This is a genomic window from Okeania sp. SIO2F5 (assembly GCF_010692685.1).
Classification (GTDB): domain Bacteria; phylum Cyanobacteriota; class Cyanobacteriia; order Cyanobacteriales; family Microcoleaceae; genus Okeania; species Okeania hirsuta.
Window position 1 is genome coordinate 28909 of record NZ_JAAHGU010000022.1, and the last position, 20976, is coordinate 49884.

The window sequence follows — 20976 nt, forward strand, 5'->3', positions numbered from 1 at the left end:
AAAACTCACTATATACTATATAAAGAAATGTTGATGCACCTCATACCCTTGATATTGCTTCCTTCCACTCCGTTACAGTCGCTTCGGACATACTTGTAAATTTTCCCACCTATTAATTGTCGAGCAAACTTAATTGTGCTGGCACAGATAACTCCTGAATATTTAAGTATATTTTCAACTTTCCGAAGTCAGGTTGATGAGAAATATTTGATGGAAACAAATCAACCCAACTTCGAGTATTAGCCTATGTTTTATCAGGAATACTTTAATTATTTTCTCCATCAATAAATTGACTGACTTGTTCAACTTGTAATTCCATAGCCAAAGCTATTTGTTCTACAGTTAAACCCAGATTTATTAGATTAGGAACTACAGAAAATTTTTCCAATAAAATAGCCTCTTGTTGTACTTCTAGTTTGCCTTCTTTACGCCCTTGTTCTTTTCCTTCTAAAAAAGCCTCTTGATAGAATCGAGTTTTTTTTAAATCCCTCAGGTAAAACATCGCTTCAATTTCCTCCCTACTTTCTTGTATGAATTTCTAAATTAGAATGCTTTAAAGGAATATTTTAATTATTTTCTCCATTAATAAATTGATTCACTTGTTCAACTTGTAATTCTAAAGCTAAAGCTATTTGTTCTATAGTTAAGCCCAGATTTATCAAATTAGGAATAGCTGCCCTTTTGGCCAATAAGCTACCCTCTTGTCGGCCTTCTGAAAAAGCCTCTTGATAGAATCTAGTTTGTTTTAAGTCGCTCAAGTTAAACATGGCTTCAATTTCCTCCCGACTTGCTTGTGGTAATTTATAAATTAGTATGGTTTTAATCAATTGCAACCAGCTTTCCTTCTGTTTTGGTTCTGGTTCTTCTTGTTGTACTCTATCTAATAATATTCTAGCGTCTGACATAGTTTGATTCTGGTCACTCACGACTAATTTTAGCGTGGCCAACCCTAATGGTTCTGTTGTAGATTTACCTAATTCTGATAAATAAATACGAGAAACTCGGCTGTTTTCTAGGATTTCTGTATATCCATAACTATCCCCTTTATCCACATCATGACTAGGATAAATTACAACTGCTTGCCAATTTCTTAATTGTTTTGTATTTTTGAGATAAAGAAATATTTCTCCAAAGAAACGGGCATAAAAATTATTGTCTGCTTGAAACTGAACTTCAACAAAATAGATAGGGGTTTCGGGTGTGACTTCAGTAGGCACAAATACACCGTCTATTCTAAAGGATGTTTCTTTAACTTCAATGGAATCAAATTGATAGTTTTTTGCTATAGTTTCAGGTAGTGAAATTAGTTCAAAGAAGGCGTTAGGTACAGATTGGAATAGGGTGTAAAAAATACTGTCTGTTCTCAAGGGAATAATTTGGATATATGGTTGAATTGAATTTAATTATACAACAATATATATCTCGGAATAATAATATAGAAAACAAAAACTTTTTTATCACTAATTATCCGGATATGATATAACATTGAATTATACTAGGCTACTTGTATTTTTCATTACCTATTTCTCACAAGTTGTTATGAAAAATCCCCCATTAATCAATTTATTTTGGCGACTCAGAGAAGCTGGAATGAAACTCGATATTTCACAATACGAGTTAGCAACTCAAGGTTTATTAGCATCTCTGGAAATGGGGTTAGATATTTCCGATAAACAAGCTATTGCCAGACTTTATCGTACAATTTGGGCAAAATCTCGTGATGAACAAAAATTATTTGATGATTGTTTGAATGAATTATTATCTCAGCAGAAAAGTCTCTTTTCAGAATTTCATCAATTCATCGAAACAGCAACTAATAATTCTATTCCTGAAGCTAAGGAAGCAAAAGAGGAAATAATAGAAAAGTCATCTACTTCTACTTTAGAAAGTTCGCCAGAATCTACTTTTGAACCTGAAAGTTTTTCAGAAGTTCTGCCTCAACCTAATTTTCAACCAGAAAGTTCACCTCAACAAATTCCTGAACCTGAAATTTTTCCAGAAGTTTCACCTCAACAAATTCCTGAATCTAAAACTTTTCCAGAAGTTTCACCTCAACAAATTCCTGAATCTAAAACTTTTCCAGAAAATTCACTTCAAAAAATTCCTGAATCTAAAACTTTTTCAGAAATTTTATTACCGTCTACTTTGAATAATCCTCAAGTTGCCACTGCTATTCCTAAAACCCCTAAAAATGGAGATTATTTTCCTGTTAGTATTGCTCAAATACAGCGAACAAAACGTTTATTATTTCAACCTCAATTAACTGATTTTTCTAGCGATATCAATGTAAAAGCTACTGTAAAAAAAATAGCTAAAGAAGGTTTTTTTATACAACCTATCTATAAATATAGTCAGGGAAAACCAAAAAAAATTATCTTATTAATTGACCAGTCTGAGTCAATGAAGCCTTTTAATCCTTTCTGTCGTCAAATAATTAATTATTGGCAGGAAGCTGATATTTATTACTTTGATAATGTGCCAAGAATAAGAATTTATGCTGACCCTGATTTTTCCGAAAAGAAATCTTTGAAAACTCTTTTATCCGAATTAGTTAAAGAAGAAATTTTAGTTTTAATTTTAAGTGATGGGGGTGCTGCGAGGGGTAGGTTTGTTTCAGAAAGAGTTGAAAAAACCGAGAATTTTCTCAAATTTATCTCCCAAAAAGTGGAACGAGTGGCATGGTTGAATCCTTTGCCTCGCAAAAAGTGGTGCGGAACTTCAGCACAGGAAATTTCCGCTATTGGTAATGATAGTTTTAATCTGAAAACGTTCGGTCTAAATTATCAAGAATTTAAGACGATGTGTCAGTGGTTAATTTCTGGGAAATTGGGGATAAATTTGCCTGTTGTGAAAACTGATATTGAGGAGGTAGAAATTGTCAATGAAAATCTCGATCAAATTACTGCTTTTACTGAATATTTCGGCGAACCTCATCTGATATTTGCCCAACACGCTGCTTTTCCTTTGGCATTAACTCCTGACCTTTTATATCGTTTATGGCAACGGTTTTTTGCTAGGGAGCGCAATTTTAATATTCCTTGGTATGCGGTGGCAGATATTTTGTTGTCAAGTTTTTGTCATCCTGTGGATAGGGAACTCTATGAAATGGATCGGGGTATTCGGAATCAGTTGTTGCAACTTTGTACAGAAAGGTTTGGGCAGTCTCGACTGGAAGAATTATCTCGGTTTTTGGTCAGTTATATTGATTCTCAAGTTAATCGTGGGGAGTCTGTATCCAGTATTTGGCAGGGTCAAAGATGGACTGCTTTAGCTTATACTCGCCCAGAATTAGCTGCTCGTCAGTTGGCGGAGTCTTTGCAGGAAGCTTATGGACGGGATGATAAAGCGGAGTTGGTGAGGTTGTCGTCTTTGATGGAAACTTTGGCAGAACCTTTGAGAGAATATGAACCTTTGTTAGTGATGCTGGGGCAGGGGTATGGTGGTTATGCGCGGGGTGATGTTGCTGGAGTTGAGAATGTGAGGAGAGAGTTGGGAAGGAGTGAGGTTGATGTAGGTGGTGTGTTGTTGAGGGTTCCTGTTGCGTTGCCTTTACAGACTTTTTCCTTTGAGGTGGTGACGGTTAATAGGAGAGGTGAAGAAATTAATCGTGTTTGGAAGGAGGCTAAATTTTTTACTGAAGATTTGGGTAATGGTGTGATTTTGGAAATGGTGGCTATTCCTGGGGGAACATTTATTATGGGATCTCCAGAAAGTGAACAAGGAAGACTTGATCAAGAAAGTCCTCAACATGAAGTTACTTTGCAACCTTTTTATATGAGTAAATATCCCATTACTCAAGAGCAATATCAAGCCATTATCGGTGAAAATCCCTCTCACTTTAAAGGAGGAAACCGCCCTGTAGAAACTGTAACATGGTATGATGCAACAGAATTTTGTGAAAAGTTATCTGAGAAAACTAGGAAAATTTATAGACTGCCAAGTGAGAGTCAGTGGGAATATGCTTGTCGCGCTGGAACAACCACACCATTTTATTTTGGAGAAACTATTACTACTGATTTAGCGAACTATAATGGCTACTATGCTTATGGCAATGCACCTCAAGGTAGATACCGAGAACAGACTACCGATGTAGGAAGTTTTCCTCCTAATGCTTTTGGTCTATTTGATCTGCACGGCAATGTATGGGAATGGTGTCACGATATTTGGCATGATAACTATGAAGGTGTACCTAATGATGGCAGAGCTTGGATTGATAGTAATGAAGGAGAAAAAATCAATAATGAAAATGATTTAGATTCTCACAGTAATGATGAAAAAGAACTGTATTCTGTGCTGCGGGGTGGTTCCTGGGGCGATTTTTTTATGAGCTGCCGTTCAGCTATCCGCAGCTACAGCGTTAGGCGTGGCTACCGTCACAACTATCACGGTATTCGAGTAGTCGTCTGTAGTTCTATTGAGTTTCTAACTAATTATGGTGACTCTACTCCTAATATTCAACAGAGACAAAAACCAATTATTTTACCAAACAATAATTTAGAGAATCTATTATTAAAGCCTTCTGGTACTTCCCAAGCAAAATTACCTCTGAAAACTTTTTCATTTGAGGTTGTTAAGGTTAATAGGAGAGGTGAAGAAATAAACCGTGTTTGGAGAGAAGCAGAATTTTTTACTGAAGATTTGGGTAATGGTGTGATTTTGGAAATGGTAGCTATTCCTGGGGGTAGTTTTATTATGGGTTCACCGGAGAATGAAGCTCAAAGACGTGATACAGAAAGTCCCCAACATGAAATTACTTTGCAACCTTTTTATATGAGTAAATATCCCATTACTCAAGAGCAATATCAAGCCATTATCGGTGAAAATCCCTCTCACTTTAAAGGAAGAAACCGCCCTGTAGAAATGGTAACATGGCACAATGCCACAGAGTTTTGTCAACAGATATCTCAGAAAACAGGGAAAAATTACAGACTGCCGAGTGAGAGTCAATGGGAATATGCTTGTCGAGCAGGAACAACTACACCGTTTTATTTTGGAGAAACTATTACTACTGACTTAGTGAACTATAATGGCAATTATACTTATGGTAATGCCTCTAGAGGTAAATATCGAGAACAAACTAGCAATGTGGGAAGTTTTCCTCCTAATGCTTTTGGTTTGTACGATATGCACGGGAATGTCTGGGAGTTGTGTGCTAATCTGGGAATTTTTCCTTCCTATGCTGATATGCACGGCAATGTGTGGGAGTGGTGGCTGGATATTTGGCATCATAATGAAAATAATCTAGATTCTCAAGGTAATGAAGAAGAAGAACTGTATCCCTTGCTGAGGGGCGGTTCCTGGTTCAACGATCCTGATTTATGCCGTTCCGCTTTCCGCGACTACATCAATAGGCGCGACCTCTGTTACAACAATTACGGTTTTCGTGTTGTCTGTAGTTCTGGCGCTCTAATTAATCAGGGTGACTCTGTTCCAAATACTCAACAGAGACAACAACCTATTATTTTACCTACCACTAAACCAGAATCTATTATTACTCCCCAACCAAAATTACCTCTGAAAACTTTTTCATTCGAGGTGATCACAGTTAATAACAGAGGGGAAAAAATTAATCGTGTTCGCAAACAAGCCGAATATTTTACAGAAGATTTGGGTAATGGTGTGATATTGAAAATGGTAGCTATTCCTGGTGGAACATTTATGATGGGTTCGCCGGAGGATGAAGCAGGAAGACGTGATACAGAAAGTCCTCAGCATGGAGTTAGTCTCCAACCCTTTTATATGAGTAAATATCCTATTACTCAAAACCAATATCAAGCTATTATGGGAAAAAATCCCTCTTACTTTAAAGGAGGAAAACGTCCTGTAGAAAGGGTTACATGGTACAACGCCACAGGATTTTGTCAAAAGCTATCCCAGAAAACCACTAAAATCTATAAACTACCAAGTGAGAGTCAGTGGGAATACGCTTGTCGAGCAGGAACAACCACACCATTTTATTTTGGAGAAACTATTACTACTGATTTAGTTAACTATAATGGTAACTATACCTATGCCAATGCACCTAAAGGTAAATATCGGAAACAGACAACTGATGTGGGAAGTTTTTCTCCTAATGCTTTTGGTTTATATGATATGCACGGTAATGTCTGGGAGTGGTGTGCAGATGACTGGCATGATAATTACGAAGATGTTCCCACTGATGGAACTGCTTGGGTTAATAGTCATGATTTCCCAAATATCAATAATGAAAAAGAGCTGTATCCTTTGCTGCGAGGAGGATCGTGGTACGATAACCCTTATGTCTGCCGTTCTGCTATTCGCGGTGGCAGCGATAGGCGAGCCTCCCACGTCTACATTTTTGGTTTCCGTATTGTCTGTACTTCGTATAAACCTAACCTTACAGGATGACTCTACTCCTAATATTTAACTTTAACCAAAATAACAAAAAATTATTCTACCAAGCACTAAACCAGAACCTATTATTATTCCCCAACCAAAATTACCTCTGAAAACTTTTTCATTTGAGGTTGTCACAGTTAATAACAGAGGTGAGGAAATTAATCGCGTTCCCAAACAAGCTCAATATTTTACAGAAGATTTGGGTAATGGTGTGATTTTAGAAATGGTAGCTATTCCTGGGGGGACTTTTATTATGGGTTCGCCAGAAAATCCAGAAGAATTAAGATTTGATACAGAAAGTCCCCAACATGAAGTTACTCTGCAACCTTTCTTTATGAGTAAGTACCCCATTACTCAAGACCAATATCTTGCTATTATGGGTAAAAATCCCTCTTACTTTAAAGGAGGAAACCGCCCATTTGAAAATGGTATTACTTCCAGAGATTTTCCGACTCCCTGCTCTCTGTTTCCTGTTCTTTGTTCTTTGTTCTCTGTTCCCCATTACCTTACCTTCTTAAAATGAAAAATTCCCCAAACATTAATCCGAATCAAAACCCAGAAAAACAACCACAAATGCTTAACCCTAATGGTGCAAAAATCATTCTCGGTACACCATCCTCAGATTCCCTAGTTGTACCACTCGCACCTAGTGCAACTACAATGTTCGGACCCCGTGGAGCTTGCTTAATCTCAGAAACAGGACCTCTGTGGGTTGCTGATACCGGACATCATCGATTATTGGGATGGCGAAAATGTCCTGAAATTGACACGCAACCTGCTGACTGGGTTATCGGACAATCTGACTTTTCTCAAGAAGGGCAAAATGCCAATGGTACAACCACCGCAGCAACAGTAAGCGTCCCCACTGGTATCTGTGCTTGTGGAGAAGGGTTAGCAGTAGCTGATGCTTGGAATCATCGGGTATTAATTTGGAAGCAGTTACCCGAAGATAATAATGTTCCTGCCGATATCGTTTTAGGTCAGGCAGATTTTTCTCAAAATGAATCTAACCGGGGTCAACCAGAAACTGCTGCGGACCGAATGCACTGGCCTTATGGTGTCGTCTACCATCAAGGAAAACTCTGGGTAGCAGATACGGGCAACCGTCGGGTGTTGATGTGGCATCAGTTGCCAGAGGTTAATGGACAACCTGCCGATCTCGTTTTGGGGCAGGCAAATATGAGTTTTCGGGATGAAAATGGAGGGAGTGAAGCGACGGCAGCGAGTATGCGTTGGCCTCATGCAATTACTTTTTGGGGCGATAATGTTCCGCAACAGTATGGCGATCGCTTGATTGTGACTGATGCTGGAAATAATCGGGTAATGATTTGGGATGCCATCCCTACTGAGAATAATCAACCTTGTTCTGTAGTTCTCGGTCAATCTCAATTTAATACAGTACAGTTAAATCAGGGAGTTTATTTTCCTTCTGCTGCTAGTTTGAGTATGCCTTATGGTGTAGCTGCGGTTGCTAATTGGTTGATTGTTGCTGATACCGCTAATTCTCGGTTATTGGGTTGGCGGGATACTGTGGATATTGGCACTCCGGCAGTTGCATTAATTGGTCAGTCAGATTTTCAGAGTAAGGGTGAAAATGCTTTGAGTTTGTATCCGACTCGCCAAAGTTTGTGTTGGCCTTATGGGATTTCGGTTTGTGGCAATACTGCTGTTATTGCTGACTCTGGGAATAATCGAGTATTGTTGTGGTCTCTGAATCAGGACTTACGCAAAGACACTATATATAGTACATACTAAATCAGAGCGATATTCAACTGTAATTCTGCGCGATCGCTATACTATCTATTCAAAAAGCTTCAGTTATTTAGAGTTAAATGAGTTTCATTTTACAGCAGTTTTCTAGTTGATGAGGTACAAACCCCATCCACTTTTTCCTTCTTTCTTCTTCAAGGATGATTATTTATCTGTAGGCCAAACTCCAGAAAAGATATTTTTCACCGCAATTGAAATTCGTTCAATATCTTCTTTTAAAAGTGGCGGCCACATTACTCCTTTTCGTCTACCAGCTTCAAATAATTTTAGACTTTCTATTGCTAATAAATATAATCCGGCAACTAATTCTCGGTCTAGAAGAGGATCTCCTTGCAACATTTCAAAAGAGATTTTTAGAGCTAACAAAATATTAGTTGCTTGGCCAGGAATAGGAGGTTTACCTTGTTCGAGACGCATGAGGAAAGCATCTGGATTAATTTTAGTTTCTAAAGCTGTTCCTTGATCTATGAGAAATTGACGGGCAGTTTCATAATTCATATTAATAATTAGGTGGTAGGTTTTAGGTGTTATACCAATTTTATGTGAGGTGGCACAGAATGGGAAAAAGCATAAGTAATTTGTAGGTTGGGTTAAGCGATAGTGCAACCCAACAAAAACTCATATCGATTAATTACTGATCATAAAGTTTTTGTTTTTTTGTAATTAGGCCCTAGCCCTTACAATACTTAGTATTATTGCTCCAGCAAAATTACGAGCCTAATTATAACTGTTCTAATGAACATGATATTATTTGCTACTATTGATAATTTTCCGGCACTAGAAAATTACGATTTTATAATTAGATAGGAAAAAATTTTATCGTGACAAATCAATGTTGCTTAGACCGTTAAACTACGTCAATTATTGTTAATTAATGATGGTGAGAGACTTTGATTAACTTTGCTTAGAGTTTTGGACAATACTCCCAACTTTTAAACTAAACTGTGGCTAATATTAGCGACGCATTGGAGCTAATACTGGGTCTTCCTAAGAATCTTCAAAAATAGCTCTTTGTTGAATGAGGTCTTGTTTGAGTTGTTCATTCATTCCTTGGCTATTGCTGCTGAATTTTGTATTTATTACTTTACTGTTTTCTAATTTAGCTCCTCTGAGGTTAGCTCCTCTGAGGTTAGCTCCACTGAGGATAGCTCCACTAAGGTCAGCTCCACTGAGGATGGCTCCACTGAGGTAAGCTCCACTAAGGTCAGCTCCACTAAGGTCAGCTTCACTGAGGTCGGTTTCTTCGAGGTAAGCTCCACTGAGGTCAGCTCCACTGAGGATAGCTCTTCTGAGGTAAGCTCCACTGAGGATGGCTCCACTGAGGATGGCTTTTCTGAGGTCGGCTCCATTAAGGATGGCTTTTCTGAGGTAAGCTCTACTAAGGTCGGTTTCTCTGAGGTTAGCTCCTCTGAGGTAAGTTTCACTTAGGTAAGCTCCTCTAAGGATAGCTCTTCTGAGGTAAGCTCCACTGAGGTTAGCTCCACTAAGGTCAGCTCCACTAAGATTTAATTTGGGGTCAGCTCCACTAAGGTCGGCTCCTCTGAGGTAAGCTCCACTAAGGTCAGCTCCACTAAGGTCAGCTCCACTAAGATTTAATTTTTCGCTCCTTCGATAAGTTCTAATTTTTTGAATTAATAGTTCTTTTTCATCAACTCCAGTAACCGCAGCTTTAATTTTTGCCACATCAGTGTCAGAAATATCCCCAGTAATTGAAAATGCTAATTTTTCCTTTTCAGGCTCGATAAACTCAACATTTTTTATTGGCACATCAAATATTTCTGTTAATTCTTCAGAGTTAAATAATTTTTCTATTTTTTCCAAACCTTCTGGAGAACCTTTTAACACAAACTTTAAACTTCCTTCATCAACATCAACAATTGTTAATTCCGCATCATCCGCATCAGCAGCAATTTTTTGTAGATGTTTTTCAATTACTTTTAATGTGAGCTCGTGTGTAATATTGAGACTGCCAGTTATTATAAATGCTAATGCTATATTTTTCTCTTCTTTTGGATTCGGAATTTTTTCAGATGCATCGGCTGTAGAATGATTGTTATTAACTTGAATTATTATATTTTTGTCACCCCGTGAGGATTCCTCGTTATTCATATTATTAATTTAGATAGATTGCTTTGATTTACTTTTACTTTAAGAATCCATCTAAATCAGGAAATATTAGGTTATCTACTTCATCTGTCCCTATAGTAATATGTGGCTAATACCCCTCTATAAATTGGGGGAAATATCATATCAATTCCCCCCAATTAAACAGCCGTTTGCCTCTAGATTTTAAAGTCTACCAAACATCAATTCCTCCCCAAAATAATGAGGTGTAAAACTCCCATGTAAACCATAAGGAATATGATGCTTTAAATGCAAAATTGCCACAGGTTTTTTATTCAAATCTCTAGCATCCAAAATCACAACATCCGACCGATGTTCTGCCGCATCATACATCAACATCAATAACCAACCATCATCTTCATTCGCCCCATTCGGAAAAGGAACAAATAAAGGTTCTCCCGTAAAACCTCGCGGTGCAACACTAAAAATTTGACGTTCTCCTGTTTGCCAATCAATCTTTAATATTCCTTGTAAAGGAGCATTTCCTGTGGGAATATCTGCAGTGCCAATAAACAGATATCTATAAGCTTTTCCTACATTATTCGGATGTAAAGTTGGAAACTCACAACAACGACTTTCTACTACTTTACTTTCTACATTTTCCTGAGCAAGATTAATCTTAAATCTCCATAACTGACCTTCTGGAACTGAGTCAAAATCTACATCTTTAAAATTAGCGTCAGAGTCAACTTGTGGGAAAGATTCATAACAAATAGAATCTACATAAATATCCCCATTTTCTTCCCAAGCATTGCCATGATGAAAGACAAAACAAGGCTCAGTTTCCAAAATTTTCATCTCTTTACTACCATCACGAGGAATTAAAATAACTTGCGTTGATTTATTAGGTGAAAATTTCAAACATTGACCAGCACCTCGCAGTCCCAAGAAGAAAGGAATAGGATTTAAAGTAACAGGATTTTGGAAAAAGATACAATAATTTGGGGTAATTACCATATCGTGTAAAAAGGCAAAACCAGGAATCGAATTAGAGTAACGTTTGAATAATTTTCCCTGACTATTAAACTCAAAAATAGTGATAGTACTTGATAAACCAGGCTTTACAGAAAAGTTAACTAAAACATCTCCTTTACCATCCTTTCCTTTCTCAATTCTGGGGTGAGCAGAAAAAGCTTGACCTGGTTGTAAAATTCCATCTAAATCATCAAGTTTAATAGTTTCTAATGTCTTTGGATTTAACTGATGAGGTTCTGCTCCTTCCCACAATGCCAAAAGTTTATTTCCCCAATAAAGAATACCAGTATTGGCAATATTTTTATTTTTTAGGTCGAAAATATTAGCTAACCAACCACCAGGTTTTTGAGTGCCAAAAACGCCTCGATAGAGAATTTTTCCTGCTGCTTTTTCTGCCACATATCCTTCCGTTTTAACAAGGCTATTTCGGAAGTAGGCACGACCATTTTTAAAACCAATAGCACAAACCATTCCATCCCCATCAAAAGGATGAGCGATCGCCTGACCATTAATATCTAATAAACCGGGTCCGTTGCGGAAAAAAGTACCATTCAAATCTGCTGGTATTTCACCTTCTATATCATCAATCCAATAATCATATTCATTGGGTTGAGATTCATATCCTTTTTGCCAATCTTCACGAGTATAAGATGTAGATTTTTCTATTTGTAAATTTGCCATAATTAAATCCTAATTTATCAACTGTTTAAAGTTTTACACGAAATATCAATTTGAGGGAATTAAACTATCTCTATCGCTCAAGGGAGAAAAATCTGACTTAATTATAAATCAGAAACCAAAAATATATTCACTACTGTTTTGCCATACGCAATAGTAGAATTTCAAACCTTTCCACAAAGTAGACTCGAAACCAAAGGCGATCGCTCAACACAGAAAAAATCTGACTTAATTATAAATCAGAAACCAAAAATATATTCACTACTGTTTTGCCATACGCAATAGTAGAATTTCAAACCTTCCCACAAAATAGACTCCAAACCAAAGGCGATCGCTCAACACAGAAAAAATTCGACTTAATTACAAATCAGAAACCAAAAATATATTCACTACTGTTTTGCCATACGCAATAGTAAAATTTCACACCTTCCCACAAAATAGACTCCAAACCAAAGGCGATCGCTCAATGAATCAAAAATTCGACTTAATTACAAATCAGAAACCAAAAATATATTCACTACTGTTTTGCCATACGCAATAGTAGAATTTCAAACCTTCCCACAAAATAGACTCCAAACCAAAGGCGATCGCTCAAGGGAGAAAAATCTGACTTAATTACAAATCAGAAACTAAAAATATATTCACTACTGTTTTGCCATACGCAATAGTAGAATTTCAAACCTTTCCACAAAGTAGACTCGAAACCAAAGACGATCGCTCAACACAGAAAAAATCTGACTTAATTACAAATCAGAAACTAAAAATATATTCACTACTGTTTTGCCATACGCAATAGTAAAATTTCACACCTTCCCACAAAATAGACTCCAAACCAAAGGCGATCGCTCAAGGGAGAAAAATCTGACTTAATTACAAATCAGAAACTAAAAATATATTCACTACTGTTTTGCCATACGCAATAGTAGAACCTCAAACCTAAGAAAGAAAGGGATAATATCATGTCCGGAAATTAGTGATGAAAAAAACCCAACTGTGTATACATGGCAAATCTCTTTATTCTCCCTACTCCCTATTCCCCTGTACAGACGAAAAGGTCTTCGCCCCTAGTTATTGATAAGTATTCAACCGCACATGATATTACACCTACGACCTACCACCTATTTTTAGTTTTGAGAGTTTTTACCACTAGGAGTTGGTACCATTTCTGGTAAATATTCTGGTAAAAAATTATCTCTACCAACTTCAGAGCTAATAGAATTCAGCTCTAATACTGATAGAGAATTAATATTTTCATTTTCCTCCATTTGAGCATTAGCTGCTGGTAACCAATTTAGTAAAAATAATGGCAATAAGGTAGATAGGTTAGTGATAACTATTAACAACCACAAATTATCAAAATTTGTCTCTGTAACTTCTAACCAATGCATTAACAATGCACCTCCTTCATGGGAGATAAGTCCAGCTAAATTATAGATAGACATTAATAAAGCAAACAGAGTTGCTTCTACTCCCGGTGGGCAAAGTCTAGCAGCTAAAACTAATACAGGCATGAAAGCAATTTCTCCCATTACTGTTAGCACTAAACTATCTCCTAAACTAAACCAATGGTCATCGATACCTAAACTGCGGTTAGCATGAGTAACTAGCAGTAAAGTAGTCATTCCTAAAACAGCAGAAATAACTATAGACCATCCGAAAATTTGCCGAAAAGGAACAGATTTAAAAAAGCGTTGAAATAGCCAAACACCTATAAAAGCAGCAATACTTGTTACTAACCGTATCCTGCCTAAAAATTCTGGTTGAAATCCTAATTCGTTTGTGGAAAAGAAAAAGAAAGCTGACTCAGAATTAGGGGTTGCCTGCCAAAGAAAAAGGAAAGCGGTTGGTAATAAAATTGATTTTTTGGTAACGGCTATTTTTACCTGTTTAATTTGCTGTTTTACATTGTCAAAATTAATCCCAATAGTAACTTTCTCTTCATCAATTAACCAGGCTACAGCAGAAACAATCAAAGGAAAAATAGCTGTCATTAAAAATACAGTTTGATTGCTAAAATGCTCCAGTAAATAACCACTCAAATAAGCAGTTATTAGTCCTCCTAATGCTGAAGCTGCCCAACATAAAGATTGTAGAGAACCCGTACTACTAACAGATTCTTTTTGCACTCTTTGTACAACTAAAGAATCAACTATTACATCACTAATAGCTACCGATAAAGAACTCAGAGCGATCGCTCCTGTAGCTGCTAGTGGAGTATGTACCCATTTTGCCAATGCTACCCAAGAAAACGCCCCCAGTATCCCAGAAAAAATCATATAAGGTCGTCGTCGATAACCTAATATTGGTACTCCGTCTGAAATAAACCCAAAAACAGGTTTAATCATCCACGGTATGACCACAACGCCCAACATTGCCGATACTTCAGCGGGACTCATGGCCAATTCATCCTTGAGAAAGAAGCTGACAGCAAGACGTCCCAACCCTAAAATTCCTTGGACGAAGTAAACAAGCAATATAGCCATGAGTTCCGGTGTCGGTTCATTGCCAAAAAATACTCTCTGTTTGAGGGATTTTTTGAGCTTGATTATCCCTTGAGAAGATATGAACATAAGTTAACACTTATTAACATTTTTTAACCAATATCATCTTATCTTAACTAGCCATCAGCTATCAGCTAGCCTCCTAGGTCGGAACTACGTTAACAGCTATCAGCCAATTTGTGCATATATTAGACACCTGTTTGCGCAGTATTTCCTCAGGAAAGGCTTTTAAATACTACTTTTTCGTAGATTTTTCGCCAATCACAGGACAATTTATCAGGACTTACGTAAAGGCACTATTTATAGAGTATAAAGACGATTGGACAATAGTTATGAGTACTATATATAGCGTATCTGCGTAAATCCTATTTATATCAAAAGTATGAAATTAAAGTTATAGCGATCGCCACAAAGAAAACTAATCTAAAATCTAAAAACCCAGGCGCTATAGTTAAAAAAACATCAATCTATGATTCACACTATCTATATCTATAGCGATCGCCACAACAAAAACCAATAGAACTTACGCAGATACACTATATATAGTACTCATAACTATTGGACAATAGTTACTGGACTCTATACACAGTGTCTTTGCGTAAGTCCTGACTTTTTTACTTTTTTCGTCGATCAAATTCCGAGTAAATAATTAAGTATAAATACTTGCTTTTATGATTACTCAATCGCGACAGCTATGATTTTGTTCTAAAATTCTGTCTCCTGTCTCTTGACTCCTTCTTAGGTTGCTACATTTTGTCGTGCGGAATGTAGGCTTAAATATCACTTTTTCGTAGAGTCATATCATGTCCGGTAGCATCGTTTGTGTATAAAATTAAGGTGACACTCTTGAGAAAACCTTCTGCCTCCTGCCTCTCTTGGTGCGCATTCCCTTGCGTCTAACGCCGACGCGGGGTCGCACCGCTCCTGCCTTCTGCCTTCCTTCCACCAAAGTCTAATTATTCAACCGGACATGATATCATGGCCTACAATAAGACAATTCATATCAAAAGTATGAAATTTATTTTGATTATCTCTATGTATTGCTGATTTTTGGGAATTTTTGCAATATTTACGATTTGAAATTGAGTCTCTTTAAAAGCATCAACTGTAGTTTGAATTGAAGTATAATAAAATATTATAAATTCTCGCCAAATTTTGCATCAATTATCATCAATGACTAAGTTTTTAATCCCTTTTCAGAGTGATAGGAAATGGGGGTATAAAGATCGAGCTGGAAAGGTTGTAATTCCGCCAAAATTAGAAGCAGCAAGTGAGTTTTCTTTAGGAGTAGCAAAAGTCAAGATTAATAATCAAATTCAATATATTGACTCTAATGGAAAATTTTTGGATGTTAATCAACCACAAGAATCAAAAAATTATCATGATGAAGTAGCCGATAATACTGAAGAATTAATACGGTTTAAAGTCAACGATCTGCATGGTTATAAAAATAGAGAAGGAAAAGAGATAATACCTCCTACTTATGTATCATCTTGGCAATTTTCTGAAGGTTTAGCACTTGTAAAACGAGACAAAAAGTGGGGTTATATAAACTATAAGGGGAAAATTATTATTGATTTTATCTATGATTTTGCTGATAGTTTTAGTCAAGGAATAGCAAGGGTAAGGCTAGATAAAAAATATGGTTATATCAATAATTGTGGAGAGGAAATTATTCCAATTTGTTATGACGAATTAGGAATGTTTAATGGAGAACTAGCATTTTTTAAGCAAGGAAAAAAGAGGGGATATATTAATAAAAGGGGAGAAGTAGTTGAAACACCTACTAATCAAGATTTACCAAAGCAAAAACAAGTCAATCTAAAATGTCAATATGCCAAAGCAGAGCAAAGTACAATAACAAAAAAACAACTGGAAAATACAAACTATTCACGCAGCAGAAGAACACGCAAAAGAAGTAGCAGCAAAGTCAAGAATTAAAATATAGTGCTTCTCAGATTCATGAGTTACACTTGTTTTTCTTCTTTTCTATTTCCTATTCCCAGTTAAAATATTCCCAGTTAAGGTTTTCCCTAAAACCCATAACTTTGTACCTCACAAATATAATAATTGCTATATTCCCTAGATACACTGACCTTTTTACAGCAAAATTAAAATTATGATTTTTTTTGATTCAGGAGATGGTATTTATACTCCCAGATTTATTTCTGCTTCCTGCCTTATAAATCACATTCCCCATATCAATTTGCCATATAGAAACCCCGATTATATGTTCATAAATATGCGCGTTTTTTTAGCTAGGAGTTAGGAGACAGGAGGGAGTTCATTAATTGATAATGGATAATGGATAATTGATAATTACCTCTGGTTAAAACCGCTACGGAATTGAATATCAGGAGATATTATTTCTTTTCTTGGTCGATGGTCGGCCAGCGAGGAGACCCGTTCTTGCAGACCCGCTCCGAAGATCGCCATCCCACCCTTCGGGAAGCTGCGAAGATAGACCACTTTTTTTCCCTTTAAAAGGGGAGGCTTCAAGGCGCGAATTATTTAATTATTAATTATTAATTATTAATTATTCGGTAAGAGGAAAGAGAGAAGATGTGGGGAGAAATAATACAAAAAACACTGCTTGCTGATGATTTTTCCTCAAAATTGATGCGCGAAAAGACTTGACTACCATAATTATATAGATATCAAATGGGTTCTATACAAAAAATAGTATAAAAATCGGTGAATTACCAAATATTTAGACTCTACCAATCATGATAATAAATCAATAATAAACACTTGATTTATCCTGGCAATTAGCAATAAATATTCACCTCTCAATACTGACTACTAAGTAGGTGAACATAAATAAATGCAATATTAGAGAGGGCTGATTTTTAAACTTATCACGCTTAATTCAAAGCTTTCGGTCAAACCCGCCCCTACAATTTTTTTAACGTTTAATTAGACCTACCTACTTACTGACTACTTATCCTTTATACTATGTTTTGAACTGCGAAATGTAGGTGATAAATATGTTTCAAAAAAGTCGTCGTCGTTTAGCAATTTGGTACACTACAGTCACAGCTATTTTATTACTTATATTTGTCACAGGATTTTATATCTATTTCCGAAATACCTTGATCGAACGCATCGACGATACCTTACTTCATGTCGTAGAAGTAGTAGAGCGATCGCTAGTCATCGAATCTTTTCCCACTAAAAATAGTAAAAAATTTCGTGTTAACCTCGAAGCTAGCTTTCGAGATAATGCCAAAACAGTAGAAGATGACCATATCGACCTTGAATGGTTTAGCTCCACAGGAGAACTAATTTGGTCAACCTTTTCCGCTCCCCTAAATATTCCCATACATTCCAACCGCACTGGAGAAACAGTACGAATAACTCCTCACTTGGAAAAAATTGAAACATTACAACAACCAATAGACAATAATTTACTACTACGACAGATAACAGATAGAGTAGAAATCGATCGCCAAGTCTTAGGATATTTGCGAGTCAGTCATCCTTGGTTTGAAGTAACAAAACCAATTCGCCAATTAATGCTAGACTTAAGTATCATTACCTGTTTAGTCATAATTTCAGTAGGAGCAATTGGTTGGTTACTTTCTGGGTTAGCAATACAACCAGTACGGGAGTCTTATCAACATCTGAAAAAATTTACTGCTGATGCTTCCCACGAACTTCGCAACCCCATAGCAATGATTCAAACTAATGTACAAGTTGCTTTAGCAGACCGGGAGTTAGGATCATCCGAACATCAGCAACAACTACAAGTTATCGAACGTTTGACTCGTCGGTTAGGAAAACTGGTAGATGATTTACTATTTTTGGCACGTCAAGATAGTGGAATAGTACAGTCGCAGTTTTCATCAGTACCTTTAGATGCTTTATTGATAGAAGTAGTAGAAGAACAACAAGCGATCGCTACTGCCCAAGAGATAAATCTAGAATTAAAAATCTCCCTACCCGACCTTATTGAAAAGTTAGTTGAAGAAGGAGTCAGGAGTAAACCCACCCCTAACCCCTCCCAAGAGGGGAACTCAGGAGTCAGGAGGGAAAGTTGCATGGAGTATCTCACCCCAAACAATTTTGAACACCGTGTAGACGGTGGGGTATTAAACCCGCAAAAAAAAGATAAAAATCAAGACACATCTCCAAGCATCAAAAATCTTACATCTGAGGAAGATATTACACTCATAGGAGATTGGGATCAACTAGCTAGGTTATTTACAAATCTGATTAGTAATGCAATTCAGTATACCCCATCTGGTGGTCAGATAGTAGTAGAGTTGCAGCGCTTTCCCAAAGTCAAAAAAGCAACTTTGAGGACTCACAAAGGGAAACTAGGCAATAGCTCTGAGAGTAGTGGAGTAATTTTCAGAGGTTATCAAAACCTTAAATATAAATATGATTGCCTTCAAGTAACAGTCAAAGATAATGGTATTGGTATTCCAATTGATACTTTATCACGTTTATTCGATCGCTTTTATCGAGTAGACCCTGCTCGTTCACATCATGGTACAGTTGGGTCAGGTTTAGGGTTAGCGATCGCCCTAGCTATTATAGAAAATCATTATGGCCAAATATCTATCGAGAGTCATCCTCAAGTTGGTACTATGGCCAAAGTTACTTTGCCGATCGTAAATGTTTAAAGAGGACTCCCATTATATATGACTATATTTATGTATAACTTTTACTATACCGTTTCACGGAAGTCAGATAGGGGAGGCGTCGGCTCCCGCGTAGCGCTATAAAACCTGCCCACAAGTAGTTTCCACCCACCGCTTAAAAGACGGTGGTTTCCCACTTACCGATTTTTTATGATGATTCAATATCTTTCTAAACTTGTTGAAAAAACTCCGATCATTAGTACCATTTGTAGCAGTTTAATGATGGGACTAATTACAGTTGCTCTAGCTGGAGGGCCTCCACCTGGTACTACTAAGCCACCTACTCAACCTTCAAGAAAAGAACCTGCTGAAGTTGAAGAGAATACAGAACCTCGTCGTCGTCAACCTCCTGCTAGTAAACCATCTGGTCGTCAAGGAAAACCAGTAGAGGCAGAACCAGAGAGAAGTGAGCCTCCTCGCCGTCAACCCCCTAATGTAGGAAACCCTGCTGGCCAGCAGCAAGAGATTAATGAAATACCACCACAATTTCCTGAACCAGCAGGTAGAGTTACCCCTGTGGAAGGTCTCGTTACTCTAAGATTGATTAATCAAACGGATGCCGTAATTAAATATCAGGTAATTGGTGGCCGACATAGGACTCTAGGAGAAAGGTCAGTAGTAGAAATATATGAATTGCCAGTCCCATTAACGTTAACCTACCAACGTCCTGATGGAGGGTTATTATTAGTAAGTCCTCGGGGTATTTCTCCTAGAGTATTAGAGGTGAGGTTTAATTCCACAGAAAATTTTGATTTAGATACTAAGTCACTAAATATTACTGGGGGAGGAGGAGTATTTTTGAACTAGGTTAATTTAAAGACAAATTTGAGGTCTGAAGTTTTTAAGTTACCATCTACATAACTTTCAATCCTAAGTTAAATTTAAAAAATTTCGGCAGAAGACCTACTTCATAGGGGACGTTTTGCTAATGCAAAGCTTTCCTAAGTAATTCTATGGAAACGCAAACAGCATGAATACCGAACAATGTTGTGCAATAGCTAAAGAAAGAGTTGCTTGGTAGATAAATTAACGATCGACCTTAGACAGAGAAATGTTTTTTGTGACTTTTGCCTGTTCCCTATTTGGTAAATATCTGTCTTTGAAATATCAGGACTTCTACCATAGCGCAGTCTTGACCTTAACTAAATCAGGATTCTGGTTATTTTGAAACTTTGAGAAACTGATTTATACTCGTACTAACTTGTTTCATATCATCATTAAAATAGATAGCTTTAATATCCTCTGGTAAATTATTATCTAGATGATGGTATCCCTGCTGCAACAAAGATTTTATCTCCTGAGATGAAATAGTTTCTCCCTCAGCTTGGAGATATGCTGCAATTCTTGTTTCACTCCAGTGAAAAGTCTGAGACATTAACAGAATCAAGCGCAGTAGTGCCTCTAACTGGTCTAATACTTGCTTAACATAGCACCATAAAGGTGGTGGAGCTACCTGTAAAGAATAACGAATTGATTCAACAGGAGGAATTTCTGCTTGGTTAAGACTAATAGCTGTAACATTTATTAACCAATTCTGGAGAGTAGTATTTTCGTTGGTTGGATCTGCCCCCTCTCGTAAATCTAGGCCACGCAGTTCATAAAATATATGTTGCCAAGTTTGGGCAAATAGATAATCTGCTTGAACAGGAGATCGCACGGAATGTTGAATTAAAGTTTGGACTATCATACCATAGCGACAAAAAATCGCTACGAAGTATTTTCCTTGGTCTGGATAGTTTTGAAATAAGGTTAATAGTTCCTGGTCACTATGATGGAATAGTGACTTAACTATAGGGTGATTAGATTCAGGAAATGTGTAAGTAGGGTCTGTTTTTAGCATAAAGTATGAAAAATTTAGATTAATGAATATTCGGTCGAACCACTATTAATTCTAAAATAAGGCAATTAAAATTATTAAAAAG

13 protein-coding genes are annotated in these 20976 nt (G+C 36.9%); 6 read left to right on the top strand and 7 right to left on the bottom strand.

Translation table 11 applies throughout. The features are described 5' to 3' along the window. Positions 1–265: 265 nt before the first annotated feature. Both F6K27_RS10885 and F6K27_RS10890 read right to left on the bottom strand, forming a co-directional pair. The gene (locus F6K27_RS10885) at positions 266–502 is read right to left on the bottom strand and encodes a hypothetical protein (RefSeq protein ID WP_124143314.1); all 237 of its coding nucleotides are present in this window, start codon (positions 500–502) and stop codon (positions 266–268) included. A gap of 64 nt (positions 503–566) precedes the next feature. After that, entirely contained in the window at positions 567–1367 is an 801-nt protein-coding gene (locus F6K27_RS10890) for an Rpn family recombination-promoting nuclease/putative transposase (RefSeq protein ID WP_287273287.1), read from the bottom strand. Between the two features lie 172 nt (positions 1368–1539). Here F6K27_RS10890 and F6K27_RS10895 point away from each other — a divergent pair, with 172 nt between their 5' ends. The 3 genes from F6K27_RS10895 to F6K27_RS10905 all read left to right on the top strand — a co-directional run bounded on the left by F6K27_RS10895 (position 1540) and on the right by F6K27_RS10905 (position 8115). After that, positions 1540–6369 carry an SUMF1/EgtB/PvdO family nonheme iron enzyme gene (locus F6K27_RS10895; RefSeq protein ID WP_287273289.1) on the top strand — a complete coding sequence of 1610 codons (4830 nt, stop codon included), beginning with the start codon at positions 1540–1542 and terminating at the stop codon, positions 6367–6369. A 190-nt stretch (positions 6370–6559) separates the two neighbouring features. Continuing rightward, the gene (locus tag F6K27_RS10900; protein WP_353735966.1) at positions 6560–6883 is read left to right on the top strand and encodes a formylglycine-generating enzyme family protein; all 324 of its coding nucleotides are present in this window, start codon (positions 6560–6562) and stop codon (positions 6881–6883) included. Then, positions 6880–8115, top strand: a complete 1236-nt coding sequence (locus tag F6K27_RS10905) for a hypothetical protein (protein ID WP_287273291.1) — start codon at positions 6880–6882, stop codon at positions 8113–8115. Before F6K27_RS10900 ends, F6K27_RS10905 begins: the two co-directional genes overlap by 4 nt. Positions 8116–8274: 159 nt before the next feature. Here the strand turns inward: F6K27_RS10905 and F6K27_RS10910 are convergent, their stop codons facing one another. The 4 genes from F6K27_RS10910 to F6K27_RS10925 form a co-directional block, all read right to left on the bottom strand. Further along, positions 8275–8628 (bottom strand): Dethiobiotin synthetase, encoded by a 354-nt coding sequence (locus F6K27_RS10910; protein WP_124143311.1) that lies wholly within the window; start codon positions 8626–8628, stop codon positions 8275–8277. Between the two features lie 489 nt (positions 8629–9117). Next, entirely contained in the window at positions 9118–10239 is a 1122-nt protein-coding gene (locus F6K27_RS10915) for a pentapeptide repeat-containing protein (protein WP_287273293.1), read from the bottom strand. A 180-nt stretch (positions 10240–10419) separates the two neighbouring features. After that, a complete protein-coding gene (locus F6K27_RS10920; RefSeq protein WP_287273295.1) occupies positions 10420–11910 on the bottom strand; it encodes a carotenoid oxygenase family protein in 1491 nt (496 codons plus the stop codon). Between the two features lie 1121 nt (positions 11911–13031). Then, positions 13032–14477 (bottom strand): folate/biopterin family MFS transporter, encoded by a 1446-nt coding sequence (locus tag F6K27_RS10925; protein ID WP_287273297.1) that lies wholly within the window; start codon positions 14475–14477, stop codon positions 13032–13034. 1104 nt (positions 14478–15581) lie between these two features. Here F6K27_RS10925 and F6K27_RS10930 point away from each other — a divergent pair. From F6K27_RS10930 to F6K27_RS10940, 3 genes are all read left to right on the top strand, one after another. Continuing rightward, a complete protein-coding gene (locus F6K27_RS10930; protein ID WP_287273300.1) occupies positions 15582–16349 on the top strand; it encodes a WG repeat-containing protein in 768 nt (255 codons plus the stop codon). Between the two features lie 1046 nt (positions 16350–17395). After that, positions 17396–19036 carry a cell wall metabolism sensor histidine kinase WalK gene (locus tag F6K27_RS10935; RefSeq protein ID WP_287273302.1) on the top strand — a complete coding sequence of 547 codons (1641 nt, stop codon included), beginning with the start codon at positions 17396–17398 and terminating at the stop codon, positions 19034–19036. A 168-nt stretch (positions 19037–19204) separates the two neighbouring features. Then, a complete protein-coding gene (locus F6K27_RS10940; RefSeq protein WP_287273304.1) occupies positions 19205–19861 on the top strand; it encodes a hypothetical protein in 657 nt (218 codons plus the stop codon). A gap of 352 nt (positions 19862–20213) precedes the next feature. Here the strand turns inward: F6K27_RS10940 and F6K27_RS10945 are convergent, their stop codons facing one another. Continuing rightward, positions 20214–20894, bottom strand: coding sequence for a sigma-70 family RNA polymerase sigma factor (locus F6K27_RS10945; RefSeq protein ID WP_287242570.1), 681 nt, complete (start codon positions 20892–20894; stop codon positions 20214–20216). Positions 20895–20976 lie beyond the last annotated feature (82 nt).